Source organism: Acinetobacter sp. AL9 (assembly GCF_041464035.1).
Lineage (GTDB): Bacteria > Pseudomonadota > Gammaproteobacteria > Pseudomonadales > Moraxellaceae > Acinetobacter > Acinetobacter towneri.
This window is the reverse complement of the sequence record NZ_JAYFSK010000006.1, coordinates 71000-77641: the sequence shown is the minus strand read 5'-3', so window position 1 is coordinate 77641 and position 6642 is coordinate 71000. Positions and strand designations below refer to the sequence as shown.

Sequence of the window (6642 nt, the reverse complement as noted above, 5' to 3'; positions counted from 1 at the left end):
AAAGTTGGGTGTATTTCTTCATCGTGTGCTTTCCAATTGCGGGTTGAAAAAGTCTAATGATTCTATGAATACACCTAACTTTTTCAACTAACTACAAATGTGTTGCACTTGAGATTTGAATCTGCGTTCCTTCATTTCGCAAACTGGATATTTCATAATAAAAAGAAAGTGAAATGGTCACAATCTTTAAAAGTGATTGCTCAGTCACATTCTTTGTAAATACAGTATAAATGTTGGCAGCCAAACTGCGGTAAAGACTGCATTGACTGCCATGCCAAAGGCAGCATAACGTCCTGCAACACTGCCACGTTGCCATGCTTGAGCAGTACCAATGGCATGTGCAGCTAAGCCAAGTGCCAAACCTGAAGCACGTTCATCATTGATATGCCTTAAAATAAGTGGTGAAAAAGCAGCACCCACGACACCTGATAAAATTACAATTAATACTGCCAATTGAATCGGTGCTTCTAATAAGGTTGCGATATTAATCGCAATCGGCGTGGTCACTGCACGGGTGGCAAATGCCATAATATCGGCACTGGACATATGTAGCGCATAAGCAAGCCCCATCGGCAGCGCCACAGCACTAAGACTGGCAAAGAACAAAATACCTAAAATCGCTTTGAGGGGTAAATCGTCATAACGCATGGCTGCTAGAGGAATGGCGAGTGCAACTGTCACATAGCCCAATAATTGATTAAACAAAGGGTTGGTTTGTGCGACGTAAGTTTCGTATGGAATCCCGAAAAAATACAACAGTAGCAACACAAAACACATGCCAAAGACAATCACAGGGATTTGCGGGACTTTTTGGTTGCAAGGTTTTGCCAGTAAATATGCAACGAGAGTGATTAAAAAACCATATAGAATTGACAGCATTTTAATCTCCTAAAGCCAGCGTTTTGCCATTTTGGCATACAGCCAAAGCGGGATCAGCGTACTGATAAACAACACAATTAAGAAGATTGGAATTTGTTTGCCCATGTGCGTGAGCATAATTAATGAACCCGCGCTGATGGGTAAAAAGGCAAAGGCACTTTCTTTCATGATTTTGTTGTTGGTATCGACCAGACGAGCAGGAATTTTACTGAGTTTGCGCCATGTAAATAATACCGCCAGCAGGCTGAGCAAACCGACTAAATTGCCTAATTCTGGGTGATTAAATTGGGTCATGATCCATACAGAGGCTTCACGAAACACAATAATCAAAAGGAGTGTGCCGATCCATGCTGGCCAATCGATATGTTTTATCCTGCTCATTTTTGATCTTTCATTAAAATTTTACTTATCACGTTTTAACCGATCTGATCGTCAATTTCAAATGCTTCAAGCGGACGTTTAAATTGTTCTGCCTGTGCACCTAAAATTTCGTCTATCGGTAAATGTGCCTGTTTAATCAGTTGTTCCAGTTTATGTGGTGCCATGCTGACTTGTAGATGTAATTGACCTTCATCATCGTACTGTTCTGCCTGAATGACATTGAGCGCATACAGTTGATTGCGCAGTTTGCCATAAGCAGGTTGTAATTTAAGATCAAACTTTTGAATTTGCCCCATCAAACATTCATGTACGGCTTGTTTTAACAAGTCTAAACCTTGCCCTGAATGTGCCGATACATAGACACGGTCAGGTTGATGCGGTTTTTCATAGATAATTTTGGCTGTTTCGCCTGAGACATCAATTTTATTGTAAACCCGCAAAATAGGTACATCTGCGCCAATTTCTTTTAGCACACCTTCGACTGCTTCAATTTGTTCCAACACATCGGGGTTGCTTGAATCAATCACATGCAGCAATAAACTGGCTTCTAAGGTTTCTTCCAAAGTTGCTTTAAAAGATTCCACCAAAGAGTGAGATAGGTTTCTTACAAAGCCAACGGTGTCTGCCAATACCAGACGTCCGATGCCATCCCATTCTAAACGCCGTAAAGTAGGGTCAAGCGTAGCAAACAGTTGGTCAGCAGCATAGACATCACTTTGCGCCAAAATATTAAATAAGGTCGATTTGCCTGCGTTGGTATAACCGACCAATGAAACGGTAGGAATGGCGGCTTTTTGCCGAGCCACACGACCTTGTGCACGGGTTTGACGGACTTTATCGAGTTTGGTTTTTAGTTGTCCCATGCGAATACGCAATAAGCGTCGGTCAGTTTCAAGCAAGGTTTCCCCAGGACCACGTAAGCCGATACCACCTTTTTGACTGTCTAAGTTGCTGCGACTACGCACCAAACGTGAAGATAAATGTTGTAATTGTGCCAATTCGACCTGTAATTTACCTTCGTAAGTGCGGGCGCGTTGAGCAAAAATATCTAAAATGAGTTCGGTACGGTCAACCACACGGCATTGCATCACTTTTTCTAAATTACGTGCCTGTGCAGGACTGAGTGCATGATCAAAAATGACCAAATTGGCGTCGTGTTCTTTGACCAATGCGGCAATTTCTTCGGCTTTGCCTGAGCCAATAAAGAGTTTGGCATCGGGTTTACTACGTTGAGTGTGGACGTGTTGTAAAACTTCTGCACCCGCAGATTCAGCCAAGAGCTGAAATTCTTCGGTATCTAGGTCTTCTAAAATTTGGACAGCGACACTGACCAGTACAACACGCTCGCCATCTTGATGTGGCACAAAATTTTCCACTCAGCGCAATCTCCATGCTAAAGCTATATTCTAGTAGAAAAAATGTTTGTGCAGGGAAATAGATGATTGGATTTTTCCTGCGCCCTGATTTGATGCTATATCAACGTATGTAAACTCAATTATAAGGATGACCCCAATATAGAATTTATCTATTTAGATTTTGCCAAAAGTCGCATGTTTGCATGCAGGTTTCGGTTTTTATTATCAATGCAAGTTCAGATTGAACAGTATAGAATGAGCAAAATATAGACCTTTATACGTTGTTTTGCGTTTAACAATTAGTGATGACCCTATGAACCCAGCTGTTGAAACTCACACATCTCCAATTCATGGTTTTGCAAAGCTTGCTTTGTATAGCAAAAAAGTTCTGGCAACGGCTGGCGCGATTGGTGAAGGGTTTTATTTGGTCTATCGTCATCAATTGTATAAAGACACCAACAACCCGAACAATACGCGCTATGTGCAATATTTTTGCCGTCAATTGTGCAAAGTTTTTAATATTGAAGTGCAAATTCATGGTGAAATTCCGCATGACCCTGCGCTATGGGTCAGTAATCATATTTCGTGGTTAGATGTAGCGGTATTGGGTTCTAGTGCGCGGGTATTTTTTCTGGCCAAAGCTGAAATTGAAAAATGGCCGTTATTGGGTAAGTTAGCCAAAGGTGGGGGGACGCTATTTATTAAGCGTGGCTCTGGCGATTCAGTCAAAATTCGTGAACAAATCACGCAATTTTTAAAACAAGATATTCCTGTATTATTTTTTCCTGAAGCGACCACGTCAGATGGAAGCAAAATTAAAAAAGTGCATGGTCGTATTTTAGGGGCAGCAATTGAAGCCAAACGACCTGTGCAAATTTGTCTGATTTGTTATGTGAATCAGCAAGGTGAGTTAGATACTGTTGCGCCGTTTATTAATGACATGACCTTTGTTGATCATGTGAAAGATGTTTTGGAAATGCCGAAAGTGACAGCGCATTTAATGGCGTTACCTGCAATTGTGGTAGAAGGGCACGATATTGAATCTTTAACTGCTGTGGTACAGGAACGCATGACAGAAGGTTTGGCTGAGTTGCATCGTCAGGTATTAAAACCACAAGTGCTGACATCATAAAACATGCTTAGGCGCATCTTCATGTTAAAGATAGCCTAAGCACATCACATTTTTTTAAGAATAATGGTCATCATCCAACAGCTTCAATATTATGTTGCTACATAAAGCCTTCAATTGGCAGCCATGAGGTAATTTTCATTGCCGCACGTTGATACCATTTCATCCCTGGTTCTTTTTTCAGAATTTGAGTTTCGCCTTGTGGATTTTTCATGTGCCATTGAATGTTTTGCTGTGCATCCAAAACCAGTTTATAAGCATATTTGGACAAATTGACATCCATGGTGTGGTGAACTGCGCGAGCCAATGGCGGACTGTTTAAAATCACCCCAATTTCAGTATTTAAATATGCCGAGCGTGGGTCAAAATTAAACGAACCAATAAATACCTGTTTTTCATCCAATGCCATGAGTTTGGCATGTAAACTAGAACGGCTTAAACCTTTCATACTGACTTTGGCTTTTTTGGAAATTTCGTGCGTATGTGTGTTTAGGTTTTCCATTTCAGGTCGCGCCAAAAACTCATACAGCTGCACGTTATTTGCCAATAAATCTTCTCGATATTTGGCGTAAAAAGCATGCACCACAGGAACATCGTTGGCTTTAAAGGAGTTGGTCAGTACGCGTACCTGAACGCCATCATCCGCCAAGTCTTTTAGTTTTTCTGCCCCCGATTGTTCGGGGACAAAATACGCAGAAATAATATCGACACTACTGCTTGGCTTCTCTAAATGCGTCAGCAATTGAAAGTTGAGATGTTCTTCTTTTGAGGCGCGGTCTTTAATTTTACTCGGCGCATCTTTGACCACTTCAGCACTGACCCAATCGAACTTAATACTATGCGTCATCCACTGTTCAATCGCTTTAGAACGAGTCACCAAATCTAAATAATTTTGTACGGTGGCTTCTTGATCGTGCTGTTCTAATTGCTGTTTTAAGCTTTCATAACGCAAGGTGTAATGTTGTGGATTGACCAATTGCTTGACTGAATAAGCATAGTCATCATTCCAGTATTCATCAAAAGAGTGAATAATTTCATCCGAAGCCGAGCCGACTAACATCACATCGACATCAGAAAATTGATAATTGTCGCTGACGTTATAGTATTGATTGCTCATATTGCGCCCACCAATCAGAGAAATTTGGTTATCGGCAATAAAGCTTTTGTTGTGCATACGACGGTTAATACGCTTCAAATCCAAAATCATGTCCATGGCACGATAATGTCGAAAGCGATATGGATTATACAGTTTGATGTCGATGTTGACGTGTTGATCGAGCGCGAGATAAATGCCTTCCATTTTTTTGGCATTGTTATCATCGACCAATAAGCGGACTTTCACCCCACGATCTGCCGCACGAATAATGGCGTGTAGTGCAAGCGCGCCAATTTTATCGTTATCCCAAATATAATATTGTAAATCTAAAGATTTTTCTGCTTTATTAATCAGATAGATACGTGCTGCTAGGGCTTCGAGCGGATCATACAGGACATGATAACCCGTAAGCTGCGGATATTTTTCGCGTAGCGGCAGTACAATTTTGGCCAAACTGGTTTGATCGGTTGGGGTTTCAAACGCCATCCGGATCGGATGTTCAATCTGTTTGGGCAGCGTGCTACAGCCTGAGAGTGTCAAAACGAAGGCGCAACTCAGCCACAAGACGTTGTGCCGAATATTTTGAAATGGAGCGGATGAGCTGCGGTTTGCCAAATTAAATTCCTTTTTAGCACGAGGAGCAAATAAGTTAAAAATAGGGTTTGAGTATAATTGTCAGCTATGAAAAGATAAATATGACAATACAGATATATGACGTGTGTGGGTTAAATGCGACATCTGGGTTTAGCGCAGCATTGAATAGCAGAAGTATGAAGTAATAGAGAATAAATATGTGGGATAACGATTCAGTCGTGTTGTATTTCTATATGGGTATGGCAATTTTGGCGCTGTGGGCAGTTTCGCAAGCATGGCGCAGTCAGGCCAATACAGAAACCATTCACCCGTTTAAGGCCTTTGTGCATTTGTTGGCATTTTATTTGTCTTACCTGTTGCCGCCTTTGGTTTTTTTTAGTGTCTATGCGGGTATTCAGGGCTATTACTCCATCCACGAAGCGATTTTTGTATTTTTAGTCAGTGCTGTGTTGAGCTATGCGCGTTTTATTGAACCGCATTTGATTCAAGTCAAAACTACCAAATATCAAATTCATGCAGATCGCCGTTTATTAAAGCCTGTCAAAATTGCTTTAATTGCAGATTTACATATTGGCTTGTTTTCTGGGCATGAGCGTCAATTGAAGCAAATTGTGAAAAAACTCAATTTGCAAAACCCCGATATTGTCGTTGTAGCAGGCGACTGGACTTATGAGCCTGAAAATAAATTGGTCGAAGAATTGGCGGTATTAAAAGAAATTTGTGCGCCTGTATATTCGGTAAATGGTAATCATGATGAGCAGTATCCTGGCCCGCCCATTCAAGAGCTGTTAAAAACGGCTTTAGAACAAAATAACGTGATTGATATTGAAGGTAGAATTGTCGAGTTTGATGAGTTTCGTTTGCTCGGTATTGGCGATTTATGGGCAGGTAAAACCGACATGCGCTATATGCCCGATTTACCTCAGGATAAGCCGTGGGTGTTGTTATCACATAACCCCGATACAGTGGATATGGTGCCAAAATTGCCGACACGTCCGTTGATGTTGGCAGGACATACCCATGGTGGGCAGGTTGAACTGCCGTGGCTGACCGATTATGTGATGAAAAAAGTATCTATTTTAGGGCATAAAAAGGGGTTATATCGCCATGATCATGCCGATGTATTTGTGACTGTAGGGACAGGAATGGTCGGTGTTCCTTTTCGTTTTGGTGTGCCGCCCACGATTGATATTATTGAATTATTGTAA

6 protein-coding genes are annotated in these 6642 nt (G+C 41.3%); 2 read left to right on the top strand and 4 right to left on the bottom strand.

What is annotated here, in order from left to right; all coding sequences use genetic code 11:
* Positions 1 to 204: 204 nt before the first annotated feature.
* From ACEO2X_RS02685 to hflX, 3 genes are read right to left on the bottom strand one after another with little or no spacing between them, the layout of a single operon-like run.
* On the bottom strand, positions 205 to 879 hold the full coding sequence (locus ACEO2X_RS02685) for an LrgB family protein (RefSeq protein WP_004972468.1): 675 nt from the start codon (positions 877 to 879) through the stop codon (positions 205 to 207).
* A gap of 9 nt (positions 880 to 888) precedes the next feature.
* Entirely contained in the window at positions 889 to 1260 is a 372-nt protein-coding gene (locus tag ACEO2X_RS02680) for a hypothetical protein (protein WP_004972466.1), read from the bottom strand.
* A 35-nt stretch (positions 1261 to 1295) separates the two neighbouring features.
* The gene (hflX, locus tag ACEO2X_RS02675; RefSeq protein ID WP_371971032.1) at positions 1296 to 2636 is read right to left on the bottom strand and encodes a ribosome rescue GTPase HflX; all 1341 of its coding nucleotides are present in this window, start codon (positions 2634 to 2636) and stop codon (positions 1296 to 1298) included.
* Between the two features lie 292 nt (positions 2637 to 2928).
* On the opposite strand from hflX, the gene ACEO2X_RS02670 reads away from it, so the two are divergent.
* The gene (locus ACEO2X_RS02670) at positions 2929 to 3747 is read left to right on the top strand and encodes a 1-acyl-sn-glycerol-3-phosphate acyltransferase (RefSeq protein WP_096901584.1); all 819 of its coding nucleotides are present in this window, start codon (positions 2929 to 2931) and stop codon (positions 3745 to 3747) included.
* 97 nt (positions 3748 to 3844) lie between these two features.
* On the opposite strand, the gene ACEO2X_RS02665 is transcribed toward ACEO2X_RS02670, so the two are convergent.
* Positions 3845 to 5455: a phospholipase D family protein gene (locus ACEO2X_RS02665; protein WP_225532188.1), complete on the bottom strand. Its 1611-nt coding sequence runs from the start codon at positions 5453 to 5455 to the stop codon at positions 3845 to 3847.
* A 176-nt stretch (positions 5456 to 5631) separates the two neighbouring features.
* Between ACEO2X_RS02665 and ACEO2X_RS02660 the strand changes: the two genes are divergently transcribed.
* Positions 5632 to 6642, top strand: a complete 1011-nt coding sequence (locus tag ACEO2X_RS02660; protein WP_004972462.1) for a metallophosphoesterase — start codon at positions 5632 to 5634, stop codon at positions 6640 to 6642.

Excerpts from the sequence above, each read along its gene's own strand:
- ACEO2X_RS02680 (WP_004972466.1), bottom strand. The coding sequence starts at position 1,260 with ATGAGCAGGATAAAACATATCGATTGGCCAGCATGGATCGGCACACTC.
- ACEO2X_RS02660 (WP_004972462.1), top strand. The coding sequence starts at position 5,632 with ATGTGGGATAACGATTCAGTCGTGTTGTATTTCTATATGGGTATGGCA.
- ACEO2X_RS02670 (WP_096901584.1), top strand. The coding sequence starts at position 2,929 with ATGAACCCAGCTGTTGAAACTCACACATCTCCAATTCATGGTTTTGCA.
- ACEO2X_RS02685 (WP_004972468.1), bottom strand. The coding sequence starts at position 879 with ATGCTGTCAATTCTATATGGTTTTTTAATCACTCTCGTTGCATATTTA.